Consider the following 12,002-nt stretch of genomic DNA (forward strand, 5'->3'; position numbering starts at 1 on the left):
GCGTTAGCCGGCCCCCATGCGCCGCCCCCCCGAACCGGGGCGGCGGCCTGCGGTCTTTTGTACTGTAGGCGATGTCACGCGAATACCCGACGGGGCCCGATTCGCTTCGCCGCAGGGGAGTAAAGGGATGTTACGACGCGCGGAAACCGCAAAGGGACATCGATGAACGGGGTCCTGGTGCCGTCGCTCTATCTGGCCGCCGGCCTGGCCGCCTACGCCAGTCTGAGCCACCTGCTGCACAGCCGCCAGAGCGCGCGGCGCACCGAGCACCGCCTGTTCGCCACGATGTGCGCCCTGATGGTGGTGGTCGCCATCGGATCGGCCCAGACCTACCAGGCCGACAGCGTCGCGGCCTACACCCGCGCCCTTACCCTCAACATCTACCTGCTGGCCCCGTTCTACGTCCTGTTCGCCGCCTTCGTCGCGGCCCATACGCGGACGCCCGCACGCGGCCTGATGACCGGACTGCTGGTACTGCTGGGCATCACGTGGGTGGTCAACACCCTGCAGCCCTACAGCATGCAGTACCGCCACATCGAGGAGTTGCGCATCCTCGAGCTGCCCTGGGGCGAGAACGTGGCCCTGGCCGTGGGCACGATCAGTCCCTGGTTCGGCTTCGGCGTCCTCGCGGTCTTTCTGGTGTTCGGCTTCGCGCTGGTCACGTTGATCCGGCATTACCGCCGCCACCGCCAGGCCACCACCCTGCTCCTGCTGGGCGGGATCGGGGTCTTCGTACTGTTCACCACTCAGGGCGTGCTCGCCCGTGCCGGCGTGCTGGAGATGCCGCAGCTCGCACCGTTCGGCTACGTGGTGATGGTGGTGATGATGAGCCTGGTGCTGAACCGCGAGACTGGCGAACGCCTGCGCGACTCCGAGAGTCGCTTCCGCGCGCTGGTCGAGCAGTCCCCCATCGGCATCCAGGTGCTCACGCCGGAAGGCGAGATCCGCCAGACCAATGCCGCCTGGGAACGCATGCATGGCAGCGACGCCTCCCGCCCGGGCGGGAACGTCCTCGAGCGCCCGGATCCGATCGACCAGAAGCTCCTGGAACCGCTCGCGGATGCCGTGCGCGGGCACTACCGCGAGATCGGCCCGCTGGCCTACACCCCGCCGGCGCCTGCCGACACCGGGACCGGGGAAGGCCCCGCCGGCCCGCCCGGGGAGCGCTGGCTACGGGGCTGTATCTACCCGTTGCAGGATACGCAGGGCGAGGTGCAGGACGTCATCGTGATGCAGGAGGATGTGACCGCCGCGCACCGCAGCGAGGATGCCCTGCGCCTGATCGCCGAGGGCCTGCAGGCACGCTCGCGCGAGGAGTTCTTCCAGCAGCTGGTGCTCAAGCTGAGCAACCTGTTCGATGCCGACTATGCCCTGATCGGCATGGAAGACCCGGAGCACCCCGGCGTCGTCGAGACCGTCGCCCTGTGCGCCCGAGGCCGGATCGTCGACAACCTGCGCTACGACCTCGCCGAGACACCCTGCGAACGCGTGCTGGAGATCGGCACCTGTATCTATCCCTGCGACGTGCAGCAGCGTTTCCCGGAGGATGCAATGCTGGTGGAGATGGATGCCGAGAGCTACCTCGGCGCCCCGTTGCTGGACAGCCAGGGGACGCTGCTCGGGCATATCGCGATGGTCAACCGCCATCCGGTCGAGGATGTCGACAAGGCGATGGAGATCCTCGGGATCATGGCCGACCGTGCGGGCGCGGAACTGGAGCGGCTGCATACCGAGGAGCACATCCACGCGCTGGCCTACCACGACGCCCTGACCGGGCTGGCCAACCGCACCCGCCTGCACGACGACCTGACCCGGCATATCGAGAAGGCCGTCGTGGGGGACCTGCACGGTGGCCTGATCCTGATCGACCTGGATCACTTCAAGACCATCAACGATGCCCTCGGCCACGCAGTGGGCGACACCGTGCTGGGCGCGGTCGCCGAACGCCTGCGGGCCCATGCCCCGGAGAGCGCGCTGATCGTCCGCCTGGGGGGCGACGAGTTCGCCGTGGTGCTGCCGCCCCGCGACGGGGCCCGCGAGGCACTCGAGTCCGACCTGCACGCCATCGCCGAGCGCATCCTCGAGGCCCTGCAGCGACCCATCGTGATCGGCGAGCGCACCTTCGGGGTCGGGGCCAGCCTGGGCTGCGTATGCTATCCGGATGCCGGCGAGAGCTCGGCCGATGCCCTGCGCCACGCCGATATCGCCCTGTACCAGGCCAAGCGAGCCGGGCGCGGCGGCGTGCAGTTCTACCGCCATGCGCTGCAGGACGAGGCCCATGCCCGCCTGCAGATCGAGGACGGTCTGCGCCAGGCGGTGGAGCGCGGCCAGCTGGACCTGCACTACCAGCCCCAGCTCGATGCCGCCGAACGCCTGATCGGCGCCGAGGCCCTGCTGCGCTGGCGGCATCCGGAGCTGGGTGCGGTTGCGCCGGACCTGTTCATCCCGGTCGCGGAGGAGACCGGCCTGATCCATGGCATCGGCAACTGGGTCCTGGACCATGCCCTGGAACGCCTGTCGCAGTGGCAGCAGGCGGGGCTGCGCCCGCCGCGCCTGGCCCTGAACCTGTCACCGTGGCAACTCTCGCGCCCCGATTTCGTCGACCAGTTCCAGGCCCGCCTGCGCCACCACGGGGTTGACGCCCGCACCGTGACCCTGGAGGTCACGGAATCCGGACTGCTGCGCGACCTGCCGGATGCGATCGCCAAGCTGGGCGCGCTGCAGACCCTCGGCGTGCGCATCGCGCTGGATGACTTCGGCACCGGGTACTCGTCGCTGGCCTATCTGCGCGACCTGCCGGTGGACGAACTGAAGATCGACAAGTCCTTCGTGCAGGGGCTGCTGGCCGGTGGCGACCGGACCCTGATCGAGAACATCGTGGACATCGCCCGCAACATGGAGCTGGACGTGATCGCCGAGGGCGTGGAACACGCCGAGCAGCGGGACCAGCTACTGGCGCTGGGCTGCACGCGCTTTCAGGGGTTCCTGTTCAGCGAGCCCCTCGCCGAGGAGGCCTTCACCGCCCGGCTGCGGCAATAGCACCGGTTCAGTCGCGCGCGGACGGGTCCTCCAGCCCGCACCCCAGGGCGCCCCGCCGGCGCAGCGCCAGATCGGTTGCGCGCACCGCCGCCTCGGGACACTCGTGGTACAGCACGATACGGCTGCCACCCTCTTCCTTGGCCAGATACATGGCGCGGTCGGCACGCTGCAGCAGGGTCTCCGCGTCGTCGCCGTCCCCGGGATAGAGCGCCGCCCCCATGCTGAGGCCCACGTACACCGCTTCGCGGTTCACCTCCACCGGTTCCTCGAAGCGCTCGATCAGCTTGAGGCCGACACCGGTGACGGCATCGGGATCACGGACATTCTCCAGCAGCAGCACGAACTCGTCGCCACCCACGCGGGCGACCACATCGCTCTCCCGCACCCCCTCGCGCAGGCGCCGCGCCACGGTCACCAGCATCACGTCCCCGGCATCATGCCCCAGGCGGTCATTGATCGGCTTGAAGCCGTCGAGATCGCAGACCACCAGGGCCAGCCCGGTGCCCGTCCGCTGGGCCCGGCGCAGGGCCTGCTGCAGATGCTCCTGCAACAGGCTGCGGTTGGGCAGGCCGGTCAGGGAGTCGTGGTGGGCCTGATGCCACAGGCGCTCCTCCGAGGCCTTGTCGCGGGTGATGTCGCGCACCATGCCCAGCACCTGCACGGCCCGCCCCTCGGCATCACGGTCGATCTCGCCCTCCACCCGGACATGGCGGACCCCGCCGTCCCGGCGCACGACCCGGTGATCCACCCGGTAGAAATTCTCGCGGTCCAGGGCCTCGTTGGTCGCGCGCCGCACGCGGGTGCGATCATCCGGGTGGATGGCGCGCATGTACGCCTCGAAACCCGCACTCTCGGTGCGCGGATCGAGACCGAACAGTTCGAAGACATGCGACGACCAGTTCATGCGCTGACCCCGGATATCCCAGTCCCAGTAGCCCGCCCCGGCGATCCGCTGCGCCTCTTCCAGGCGCTCGGTGGTCTCCTGCAACGCCGCGGTGCGCCGGGCCACGGCGGCCTCCAGCCCGGCCTGCGTCTCGCGCAGACGAGCCTCGACCTGCTGGCGGCTCTCCAGCTCCTGGCGCAACGCGGCATGATCGCGCCAGATCCGCCGGCGCACGCGCACCCACATCAGCAGCATGATCAGGACCGTGATGCCGGTGGCGATCAGCGTGATCTGCTGCGCCTGCTCGTGACGCCGGGCCATGGCGGCCACCGCCTCCTCGTTGTCATGCTCGAAGGCCTGCAGGATGGCTTCCATCTGCTCCAGGACTTCCTCCTGCACCGGCATCGCATCCGCGTAGAGGATGGCCAGCGCCTCGTTGCGCCCACCGGCGAGGGCGATGTCCACGAGTTCGGACAGGATCGGAGCCCCGGTCGCGGTCAGCTCGCGCAGCTCCGCCAGCAACGCGGCATCGCGCGGGGTCCGGGCCAGCAGCTCGGCGCCCGCGCGGGCCTCCAGAAAACGTTCGGCCAGTTCGCGAAACTCCCGCTGGTAGCGGTCCTGCAGGGCCGGATCCTCGGCGCTGATGACCAGCGAGGCGCGCAGCATGCGCTCGCGTACCAGACTGCGCATGCGGTGCACGCGATCCACCTTCTGCACGTATTCCTCGGTCAGGGCCTGGACGTCGTACTGCAGTTGCTGCACGCGCAGCCAGCTGGCCATGGCGACTACCGCGACCAGCAACAGCACCACGACAAAGGCACTGGTCAGACCGGGGACGACAGGACGCGAGGGCATGGCTGCTCAAGCCACCAAGGATACGGGCCACGCCCCATACGCACGCAGGCCGGTTGCCGGCGAAACCCCGCAAACCGCTGTCGCATCCTTGACGCGCATCCCGTTCCCCCTGTTTGATCGATCGCATCTGCACGATCCAGCCGCGAGGGTGCCGCGAGATGTCCACCAATACAAGCGCTGACGCTGCCGACCCCGCCCCGGGGCGCGCGGAATGCGCCCCAACCAGATCGCGACGGGCTGAACTGGAACAGGCCTACCGCAAGGCGCGGTACTGCGTGGAGACCGCGGACGGTTCATGGGTGCTGCGCATCGACCGAGCGGCCGATGAGGTGGCGGCCTGGATGGCGGGGCATGGCACCCACCGCCTCGTCGTGCTGACCGCCTGCAACCCGGGCAGCCAGCCGCTCACCGAGGAAGAAAACCAGCAACGCCAGCAGCGGTTGGAGCGAGCCGTGACGGAACAGGGCCTGCGCGCCTGGCCGGCCTGCAACCGCGATCCCCTGGGCCACTGGCCGGACGAGCCGGGCCTGGCGATCGCGGACCTGCCCGAACACCTGCTCGCGCGCTGGCTGGAGACATTCGGCCAGAACGCCGCCGTGCTGCTGGAGCCGCCCGCACCGCCACGACTGGTCTGGAGGGCCGGACGGACCGGGCGTCCTGTGCCCCCGCCAGGGGATGCAGATTAGAGCGGCAGGCGCCCGCCCGAGGCGACCACGATCGTCGCCAGGCCGATCAGGGTATTGATCCCGACCAGGATGCGGATCTGCCCCAGGCGGCGCAGGCCTTCCTGGGCGTCATCCGCGGCAATGGCCTGGCGCATGCGGCGAAACGGCGCGAAGAACACATGGGCGAAGATCGCCATCATGATCAGACCCAGCAGCAGCATGGTATGCACGCTGGGGTGGACGTCGCCCATGCCGCCGAACACGCCGAAGATCATGTAGAAGCCGGTCGCCAGGATCACCAGCACCGAGGCCCAGACCCACGGGAAGAAACGGGCGAACACGCCCTCCCAGAGCTTCAGCCGGGGCATGCCCTCGAGCTGCTGCCCCGCCACCGGGCGCAGGAACATGTAGGCGAAGAACATGCCGCCCACCCAGATCACCACCGCCAGTACATGCAGCACATTCGCCAGTGCGTATCCCGTCATTGCCTGCTTCCTCTGTGTCGTTGTCCGTGTGCCGCGCAGTGTATCCGTCCGCGCCCCGGTCTGCCGAGTCCGCGGACACCCCACACGAGCGTCCGGATCAGTAGAATGGCGCCATCCGCGACAATCTATCCGGCCGAACAAGGAGCCCGCATGTCCCGCGAGATCATCCAGACCGATAACGCCCCGGCCGCCATTGGCCCCTATTCCCAGGCCGTGCGCGCCGGCGACACCCTGTACCTGTCGGGCCAGATCCCGCTGGATCCGGCCACCATGGAACTGGTGGGCGGCGGCATCGAGGACCAGATCCGCCAGGTATTCGCCAATCTCCAGGCCGTCCTGGAGGCCGCGGGCGCGAGCACCGCGGACATCGCCAAGCTGAACATCTTCCTGACCGACCTGACCCACTTCCCGCTAGTCAACGAAATCATGGGCGAGGTCTTCGGCGAGCCCTACCCGGCACGCGCCGCGATCGGCGTGGCCGCCCTGCCCAAGGGCGCCCAGGTGGAGATGGATGCCATCGCCTGGTGCCCGCGCGGCTGAGCAGCCGACGCGAGCCCCGTCGGTGGACCTGCAGGCCCCGCTGACCACCCTGAAGGGCGTCGGCCCGGCGGTGGCCGAGCGCCTGGAACGCCTGGGCCTGGTACAGGCCGGGGACCTGCTGTTCCACCTGCCCCTGCGCTTCGAGGACCGCACCCGGCTGACCCCGATCGCCGCGCTGCGCCCGGGCCTGGCCGCGCTGTTCGAGGGCCGCGTCACCCATGCCGAGGTGGTGCACCGCCGCCGGCGCATGCTGGTGGTCACCCTGGCCGACGACCAGGCACAGATCCTGCTGCGCTTCTTCCACTTCGGCGCCAACCAGCAACGGCGCCTGGGACCCGGCACGCGCATCCGCGCCTTCGGCGAGCCGCGCGGCCTGCCCGGGGCGCTGGAATGCGTGCACCCGGAGCTCCAGACCGTGGGGGGTACCCCGCCCGCGCTGGAATCGCACCTGACCCCGATCTACCCGACCACCGAGGGCATCTCGCAGAAGCTGCTCCGCCAGCTGGTCGCACACGCCCTGCCGGGCATGCAGGCCCTGCCCGATCTGCTGCCGGAGCTGTCCCGCCAGGGCCTGCCCGGGCTGCACGCCGCACTGGAACAGCTGCACCATCCCCCGGCGCGGGCCGATGCCCTGGGCGAACTGGATACCGCGGAGAACCGCAGCCCGGCGCGCACCCGCCTGGCGCTGGAGGAGCTGTGCGCCCACCAGCTCGCACGCATGCAGCAAAGCCGGACCCCACAGGACGCGCGCGGCGCCCCGGTCATCCAGCCGCCCGGGGCGCTGTGGCAGCAACTTCGCGAACAGCTTCCGTTCGCGCCGACCGGCGCGCAGGAACGCGTGACCGCCGAGATCTTCGCCGACCTGGCGCGACCGCAACCGATGAACCGGCTGGTGCAGGGGGATGTGGGCTCGGGCAAGACCCTGGTGGCAGTCGCGGCCGCACTGGCCGCGGTGGAGGCCGGCTTCCAGGTCGCCTTCATGGCCCCCACGGAGCTGCTGGCGCGCCAGCACGGGCGCAACCTCGCCCAGTGGCTGGAACCGCTGGGGATCGCGATCGCCTGGCTGGGCGGACGCCAGACCGCGAGCGAACGCGGCCAGCTGCTCGCCGAACTGGCCGCGGGCCAGCGGCAGGTCGCCATCGGGACCCACGCCCTGTTCCAGGAGGAGGTCCGCTTTCACCACCTGGGGCTTGCGATCATCGACGAGCAGCACCGCTTCGGCGTGCACCAGCGCATGGCCCTGCGCGACAAGGGCAACGGGTACATGCCGCACCAGCTGATCATGACCGCCACGCCCATCCCGCGCACCCTGGCCATGGCCCTGTATGCGGAACTCGCCAGCTCGGTGATCGACGAGCGCCCGCCCGGGCGCACGCCGGTACGCACCGCGCTGATCAGCCACGAGCGCCGCGACGAGGTCATCGAGCGCATCCGCGCCGCCTGCGGCTCCGGCACCCAGGCCTACTGGGTCTGCCCGCTGGTGGAGGAGTCGGAACAACTGGAGGCGGAATCCGCGGAGGCCACCGCCGAACGCCTGCGCGAGGCGCTGCCGGAACTGACCATCGGCCTGGCCCACGGACGCATGAAGGGCCCCGAGCGCGACGCGGTGATGGAGCGCTTTCGCGCGGGGGCGATCGACCTGCTGGTCGCCACCACGGTCATCGAGGTCGGCGTGGACGTACCCAACGCGAGCCTGATGATTATCGAGAACGCCGAGCGCATGGGGCTCTCGCAGCTGCACCAGCTGCGCGGCCGGGTCGGGCGCGGCAATACCGCCTCCGCCTGCGTACTGCTCTACCGCCCGCCACTGGGCGAGACCGCGCGCGAGCGCCTGGAGGCGATGCGCCGCACCGACGACGGCTTCGAGATCGCCGAGGTGGACCTGAAACTGCGGGGGCCGGGAGAACTGCTGGGCACGCGCCAGACCGGCGATCGCAGCTTCCGCGTCGCCGACTGGACCCGCGACCAGGACCTGCTGGACGAGGCCACCACACTGGCCGCACGAATCGAGAACGACCCAGCCCGCGCCGGCGCCCTGATCGAACGCTGGCTGGGCAGCGCCACCCGCTACGCCACCGTGGGGTAGGAATTCACCACGAAGCGCACGAAGGCACGAAGGAGGCCAACTTCAAGAGCGGTTTGAACCACGGAGGGCACGGAGGACACAGAGAAACATCAGGATTGCGGAGCACCGTCAATGATCGGTGCATCGACTGGGATGCAGATCCCGGCATCCTTGAATGATCTTCTTTTCTCCGTGTCCTCCGTGCCCTCTGTGGTGAAATGCCCTTGACCTTCTTCGTGCCTTCGTGCGCTTCGTGGTCGAAACATCCCTCAGGGCCTCAGGAGCGGGCCCTCGACGGCGTTGCGGGCATCGCGGCCGGCGAGCTGTTCGATCAGGGTCAGGGCGAAGTCCATCGCGGCGCCCGGGCCGCGGCCCGTGATCAGGCGGCCGTCCACCTCCACCGGGGCGCCGGTGGACGGGATCCCGGCGTCATCCAGCGCGCCGGTGAAGGCCGTCACGCGCCGGCCTTCCAGCAGGCCGGCCTCGGCCAGCGCCTTGGGTCCGGCGCAAACCGCCGCCAGGTAGCCGTCGCGCTCGGCCTGCGCCCGCAGGAGCCCCTGCACCCGGGCATCGTCGCGAAGGTGATTGGCCCCCGGCAGGCCACCCGGCAGGACGATCAGGTCAAAGGCCGCATCCAGCACCTGGTCCAGGGTGGTATCCGGCTGGATGACCGTCCCCCGCGAGCAGGTCACCGGCCCGGGCTCCAGCCCGGCCACGGTGACCTCGAATTGCGCGCGGCGCAGCAGGTCGATGATGGTGACTGCCTCCAGTTCCTCGGCCCCGGCAGCCAGGGGCACCAGTACGTTCGGCATCGGTTCTCCGTCGATCGCGACCCCGCCGCGCTCAGCGGCGGTTGTAGAAGTTCAGGCCCTTCAGCAGGTTCAGCGCCTCGCTCAGGCCGTAGTCGCGCTCGGCCAGGGCCTCGCCATTGTCCTCGTCATCCGCGTCCACCGACTCCGGCAGACCGTCCCGGCCCATGCGGGCGCCGCCGTTCTCGCTGTCACTGCGCTGCACCACCAGTTGCTGCAGGCGGATGTCCGGCTCGATCCCGTCCTCGTTGATCGCGCGACCCTCGGGCGTGAAGTAGCGCGCGGTGGTCAGCTTGATCCCGGTGTTCTGGGTCAGCGGCAGGATGGTCTGTACCGAGCCCTTGCCGAAGGTGTTCTGGCCCATGACGACGGCCCGCTTGTGGTCCTGAAGCGCGCCCGCCACGATCTCCGAAGCCGAGGCCGAACCGCGATTGACCAGCACCACCATCGGCGCGCCCTTGAGCACGTCGCCCGGCGAGGCCTGGTAACGGAACTGCGAGTCCTCCAGACGGCCCTCGGTGTAGACGATGAGGCCGTCCTCGAGGAACGCGTCCGAGACTCCCACGGCCCCGTTCAGGATGCCGCCCGGGTTGTTGCGCAGGTCCAGCACCAGACCCTTCAGCTCGCCCTGCTCCTGCAGGTCCTCGACCGCCCGCACGAGATCGCGCGCGGTGCGCTGCTGGAAGTTGCTGATGCGCACATAGCCAAATCCGTCCTCCAGGATCTCGGAGCGCACGCTCTGCACCTGGATCACATCCCGGGTGATGGTGATCTCCATCGGCCGGTCCTCACCATCGCGCAGCACGGTCAGGGTGATGTCCGACCCTTTCTCGCCGCGCATCTTGGCGACCGCGTCGGACAGCGACATGCCCTTCACCGACTCGCCGTCCAGGCGGATAATCAGATCACCGGCCTCGATCCCGGCACGGCTGGCGGGGGTGTCGTCGATCGGCGCGATGACCTTGACGAACCCGTCTTCCATGCCCACCTCGATCCCCAGGCCACCGAACTCGCCGGAGGTGCCGACCTGCATGTCCTCGAAGTCCTGTTCGTCCAGGTAGGCCGAGTGCTGGTCCAGACCGGACAGCATCCCCTGGATCGCGTTGTCCAGCAGGTCCTTGTCGTCGACCTCGGTGACGTAATTGCGCTTGATGCGCATATACACGTCGGTGAAGCGCTGCAGATCCTCCACCGGCAGGGCGGATTGCGCGCCATTGTCGCGGTCGGCGTAGACGGCCACCGAGACACTCAGCATGACCCCGACGACCAGTCCGACGATCAGGGCGTATCCGGTGCGACAAGACTTGCTCATTACCTTTCCTCGTTACGTGAGGTGATCAGTGTGAGGATGGTAGCACCGGCAATGTGATGGGCGCCTGAATGCAGGCGCTCCATCCGCCTTTTGCCGGACCCCGGTCTCACTTCTCTCTGTCTACTGAGAGGGCCACCAGCCCTCGGGGTTCAATGGTCCGCCGTTATGCCGGATCTCGAAGTAGAGTCCGGGCGCGATCGCCTCGCTGCCCGCGCCGGCCACGGCCAGCTGCTCGCCGGCGCCCACCGTTGCGCCTTCTGCCACCAGGATCTCCTCCACATTGGAGTACAGCGTCAGGTAGCGCTCGCCGTGATCCACGATCACCAGGAACCCGTAGCCCTGCATCCAGTCGGCGTAGACCACCTGCCCGTAGTGCACCGCACGCACCGCCGCGCCGTTCTCGACCTCCAGCACCGTGCCGCGCCAGCGCGAGCGCAGGCGGCTGCCACGGGAATCATTGAAGCTGCGGATCACCCGGCCGTCGGCCGGCCGCGGGAGTTCGCCCTGCAGCTCGGCGAAGGCCACGTCGAGTTGCGCGGGGGCGGAGTCCCCGGGGGCCTCGGCGCGCGCTGCGCTGCGCGCCTCGACCTCCTCGATCACTGCCTCCAGCGTCTCCGCGTTGCGCTGCAGGCGTTCCAGCTCCAGCGCCTCGTCCTCGATGGCCGCCTCCAGTTCCGCCATGGCCTGGCGCTGGCGCGCCTCTTCGCGTTCCAGGTCCGCGACCGCGGCGCGCGCCTGTTCCTCCTGTTCCGCCAGGACCGCGCGTTCCCGCGCCAGGGCCTCGCGCTCCGCCTCCAGCCCCTCGATCCGGTCGCGCAACGACTCCAGCGCCTGCTCCCGGGCCTCGCGGATACGCACGGCGAACGCCACCTGATGGCGATCGTCCCCGCCCTGACCGTTCAGGCGCCCGACGTGGCGTTCGCGCTGCCACTGGTCGCGCACCAGCCGGGCCGCCGCGCGGCGTTCCGTCTCCAGGTGCTCCCGGGCCTCTTCCACCCGCGCCTCCTGGTCGGCGACGACCGCCTCCTGGCGCGAACGCGCCTGCGCCAGCTCGCGCAACTCGCGGCGCGAGTCCTCGGTCCCGCGCGCGGCATCCGCCAGCAGGGCCTCCAGTTCCTGCAAGGCCGCGTAGCGCTCCTCCTGGGTGCGTTCCAGGTCCTGGATCGCCTCGCGGGTCTCGCGCAGTTCGGCCTCGGGTTCCAGCGCCAGGGCCCCCGGGGCCAGCAGCAGACCGGCCAGTACCGCGCACCAGAACGGGGCACGGAGGCCATATGGATGACTCAGGATTGCGCAGATTCGCATATCGGGGTACGTTTAGGTTCTTATATTCTGACCCGGTTGCGAGGATT

At 69.5% G+C, this 12,002-nt stretch carries 9 protein-coding genes; 4 read left to right on the plus strand and 5 right to left on the minus strand.

The genetic code is table 11. The features are described from left to right. The first annotated feature begins 162 nt into the window (after positions 1–162). The gene (locus tag D103_RS0103535) at positions 163–3,039 is read left to right on the plus strand and encodes an EAL domain-containing protein (RefSeq protein ID WP_018875847.1); all 2,877 of its coding nucleotides are present in this window, start codon (positions 163–165) and stop codon (positions 3,037–3,039) included. 7 nt (positions 3,040–3,046) lie between these two features. Here D103_RS0103535 and D103_RS0103540 read toward each other — a convergent pair whose 3' ends face one another. Continuing rightward, the gene (locus D103_RS0103540; protein WP_018867165.1) at positions 3,047–4,777 is read right to left on the minus strand and encodes a diguanylate cyclase domain-containing protein; all 1,731 of its coding nucleotides are present in this window, start codon (positions 4,775–4,777) and stop codon (positions 3,047–3,049) included. Between the two features lie 158 nt (positions 4,778–4,935). Between D103_RS0103540 and D103_RS13370 the strand changes: the two genes are divergently transcribed. After that, positions 4,936–5,463, plus strand: a complete 528-nt coding sequence (locus tag D103_RS13370; RefSeq protein ID WP_038028240.1) for a DUF3293 domain-containing protein — start codon at positions 4,936–4,938, stop codon at positions 5,461–5,463. Here D103_RS13370 and D103_RS0103550 read toward each other — a convergent pair. After that, complete coding sequence (locus D103_RS0103550; RefSeq protein ID WP_018875849.1) at positions 5,460–5,927, minus strand: CopD family protein; 468 nt, start codon at positions 5,925–5,927, stop codon at positions 5,460–5,462. The two genes, D103_RS13370 and D103_RS0103550, sit on opposite strands and share 4 nt — an antisense overlap. 150 nt (positions 5,928–6,077) lie before the next feature. Here D103_RS0103550 and D103_RS0103555 point away from each other — a divergent pair, with 150 nt between their 5' ends. Both D103_RS0103555 and recG read left to right on the plus strand, forming a co-directional pair. Then, positions 6,078–6,467, plus strand: coding sequence for a RidA family protein (locus D103_RS0103555; RefSeq protein ID WP_018867162.1), 390 nt, complete (start codon positions 6,078–6,080; stop codon positions 6,465–6,467). Further along, positions 6,439–8,553: an ATP-dependent DNA helicase RecG gene (recG, locus tag D103_RS0103560; protein ID WP_081618358.1), complete on the plus strand. Its 2,115-nt coding sequence runs from the start codon at positions 6,439–6,441 to the stop codon at positions 8,551–8,553. Before D103_RS0103555 ends, recG begins: the two co-directional genes overlap by 29 nt. A 248-nt stretch (positions 8,554–8,801) precedes the next feature. Here recG and D103_RS0103565 read toward each other — a convergent pair whose 3' ends face one another. From D103_RS0103565 to D103_RS0103575, 3 genes are all read right to left on the minus strand, one after another. Continuing rightward, entirely contained in the window at positions 8,802–9,344 is a 543-nt protein-coding gene (locus D103_RS0103565) for a DJ-1 family glyoxalase III (RefSeq protein WP_018875851.1), read from the minus strand. Positions 9,345–9,375: 31 nt separating this feature from the next. Then, positions 9,376–10,653 carry a S41 family peptidase gene (locus tag D103_RS0103570; RefSeq protein ID WP_018867159.1) on the minus strand — a complete coding sequence of 426 codons (1,278 nt, stop codon included), beginning with the start codon at positions 10,651–10,653 and terminating at the stop codon, positions 9,376–9,378. Positions 10,654–10,773: 120 nt separating this feature from the next. Next, positions 10,774–11,955 (minus strand): murein hydrolase activator EnvC, encoded by a 1,182-nt coding sequence (locus tag D103_RS0103575; protein WP_018875852.1) that lies wholly within the window; start codon positions 11,953–11,955, stop codon positions 10,774–10,776. Between the last annotated feature and the right edge of the window lie 47 nt (positions 11,956–12,002).

This window comes from Thioalkalivibrio sp. ALE31, assembly GCF_000377405.1.
GTDB lineage: Bacteria > Pseudomonadota > Gammaproteobacteria > Ectothiorhodospirales > Ectothiorhodospiraceae > Thioalkalivibrio.

What these genes read in the sequence shown, in the direction of transcription:
- D103_RS0103550 (WP_018875849.1), bottom strand. Translation starts at nt 5,927, where the DNA reads ATGACGGGATACGCACTGGCGAATGTGCTGCATGTACTGGCGGTGGTG.
- D103_RS0103535 (WP_018875847.1), top strand. Translation starts at nt 163, where the DNA reads ATGAACGGGGTCCTGGTGCCGTCGCTCTATCTGGCCGCCGGCCTGGCC.
- D103_RS0103570 (WP_018867159.1), bottom strand. Translation starts at nt 10,653, where the DNA reads ATGAGCAAGTCTTGTCGCACCGGATACGCCCTGATCGTCGGACTGGTC.
- D103_RS0103555 (WP_018867162.1), top strand. Translation starts at nt 6,078, where the DNA reads ATGTCCCGCGAGATCATCCAGACCGATAACGCCCCGGCCGCCATTGGC.
- D103_RS0103565 (WP_018875851.1), bottom strand. Translation starts at nt 9,344, where the DNA reads ATGCCGAACGTACTGGTGCCCCTGGCTGCCGGGGCCGAGGAACTGGAG.
- D103_RS13370 (WP_038028240.1), top strand. Translation starts at nt 4,936, where the DNA reads ATGTCCACCAATACAAGCGCTGACGCTGCCGACCCCGCCCCGGGGCGC.
- D103_RS0103540 (WP_018867165.1), bottom strand. Translation starts at nt 4,777, where the DNA reads ATGCCCTCGCGTCCTGTCGTCCCCGGTCTGACCAGTGCCTTTGTCGTG.
- recG (WP_081618358.1), top strand. Translation starts at nt 6,439, where the DNA reads ATGCCATCGCCTGGTGCCCGCGCGGCTGAGCAGCCGACGCGAGCCCCG.
- D103_RS0103575 (WP_018875852.1), bottom strand. Translation starts at nt 11,955, where the DNA reads ATGCGAATCTGCGCAATCCTGAGTCATCCATATGGCCTCCGTGCCCCG.